This window comes from Desulfurivibrio dismutans (assembly GCF_029210385.1).
Lineage (GTDB): Bacteria > Desulfobacterota > Desulfobulbia > Desulfobulbales > Desulfurivibrionaceae > Desulfurivibrio > Desulfurivibrio dismutans.
In genome coordinates, this window is the sequence record NZ_JARGDQ010000023.1 from 1 (window position 1) to 1,292 (window position 1,292).

The 1,292-nt window shown below is 50.3% G+C and carries 3 protein-coding genes; 2 read left to right on the top strand and 1 reads right to left on the bottom strand.

Annotation, left to right across the window (positions count from 1 at the left end):
* Together P0N66_RS12715 and P0N66_RS12720 are read left to right on the top strand one after the other, a co-directional pair.
* A partial coding sequence (locus P0N66_RS12715) for a type II toxin-antitoxin system RelE/ParE family toxin (RefSeq protein ID WP_275806004.1) occupies positions 1-455 on the top strand: 455 nt, incomplete at its 5' end.
* Positions 442-747 carry an addiction module antidote protein gene (locus tag P0N66_RS12720; RefSeq protein ID WP_275806006.1) on the top strand — a complete coding sequence of 102 codons (306 nt, stop codon included), beginning with the start codon at positions 442-444 and terminating at the stop codon, positions 745-747. The genes P0N66_RS12715 and P0N66_RS12720, both read left to right, overlap by 14 nt.
* A gap of 114 nt (positions 748-861) precedes the next feature.
* Here the strand turns inward: P0N66_RS12720 and P0N66_RS12725 are convergent, their stop codons facing one another.
* Positions 862-1,089 carry a hypothetical protein gene (locus tag P0N66_RS12725; protein ID WP_275806008.1) on the bottom strand — a complete coding sequence of 76 codons (228 nt, stop codon included), beginning with the start codon at positions 1,087-1,089 and terminating at the stop codon, positions 862-864.
* Positions 1,090-1,292 lie beyond the last annotated feature (203 nt).

Here is a 1,292-nt window from a genome sequence, read left to right on the forward strand (position 1 = left end):
GGGATGTAAGATGCGCCCGTGATACAAATCGAAGTCAGCCGCTGCAGCCCGTCAACAACATTCTAATTGTCATCATTGTCAGCAGCCACATATTCGACTGTTTCTTTGACATCCTGTATTCATTCGATTACAGTTGTTCTATGTATTCCATGAAATGGACACCAGATTTTGAACGCTGGATCAACCGCCTTCGTGACCGCCCAACTCGCATCCGATTGTTGCGACGGCTGGAGAAAGCCCAGCGCGGTCTGCTCGGGGATGTGAACTCGATAGGCGAGGGTGTTTATGAGATGCGTGAATTTTTTGGCCCCGGCTGGCGGATGTACTATATGCAGCGAGGTGACCAACTGATTGTGATGCTCGGTGGTGGGGGTAAAAACACTCAGTCTGATGACATCAAAGCAGCAAAGCAATTGGCAACGCAGATTAAGGAGAAGCACAATGCCCCAGAATAAATTGAACCCCAGCGTTATGCCGGAATTTGATATGGCGCAGCAGCTGCGCGATGAAGTCGATATCGTCGAATATCTGCGCCAGGTTCTGGCCGACGGCGATGGCGCTGAACTGGCCGCCGCATTGGGACATATTGCCAAAGCACGCGGCATGACGGAAATTGCCAACGCCAGTGGGATTCGCAGAGAAGCCCTCTATAAAGCCTTGCGCCCCCATAGTCAGCCTCGCTTCGAAACCATTCAACGGGTCTGCAAGGCCCTGGGTGTGCAACTGACGGTAGAGCAAAGGCACTGATAAATGGGCCTTTAATTCACTGACTGTCATCGTTGGCATGACACATGCTCCTTGCTCAGCCGTCGCGATTTTTTACTGACATGTTGCCTACAAAAAAAGAGGACACCAAAACCGTCAACAACCGACAACAATGCGGCTCATTCTACCGCTGTTTGCTTCCGTGAACTTCTCAAAACTCGTGGCACCAAGTTCCGTCAACTTGACGAAAACCGGCCAACCAAGATCTGTCTGTTCCCCTACTACTGATTTCTGTACATAGAGCGAACACAGGTGAAACTCCAGCTCAGTCTCTGCTACTGCAATGGCAGGAGTAATCAGCAAAAGAACAGCAATCCATTTCATCGTGACGATTTCCTTAGCCCGGAAAAAAAAGACCCGCGATGACGGCATACAGCCATCCCTTCACCCCCGAGGCGCTACCCAGATGTTTTTGAATACCCTCGGTCTGTATAGACCGCTTTGATTCTCGCCGGCAGGGTATCATTCATGGCTATGGTTTTATTGCCTCAATAGTTGCCGAGACAACATAATCCTCCACCTTACTG

Bases quoted from the DNA above. Each gene is read 5' to 3' on its own strand.
- P0N66_RS12720 (WP_275806006.1), top strand. From the start codon at position 442: ATGCCCCAGAATAAATTGAACCCCAGCGTTATGCCGGAATTTGATATG.
- P0N66_RS12725 (WP_275806008.1), bottom strand. From the start codon at position 1,089: ATGAAATGGATTGCTGTTCTTTTGCTGATTACTCCTGCCATTGCAGTA.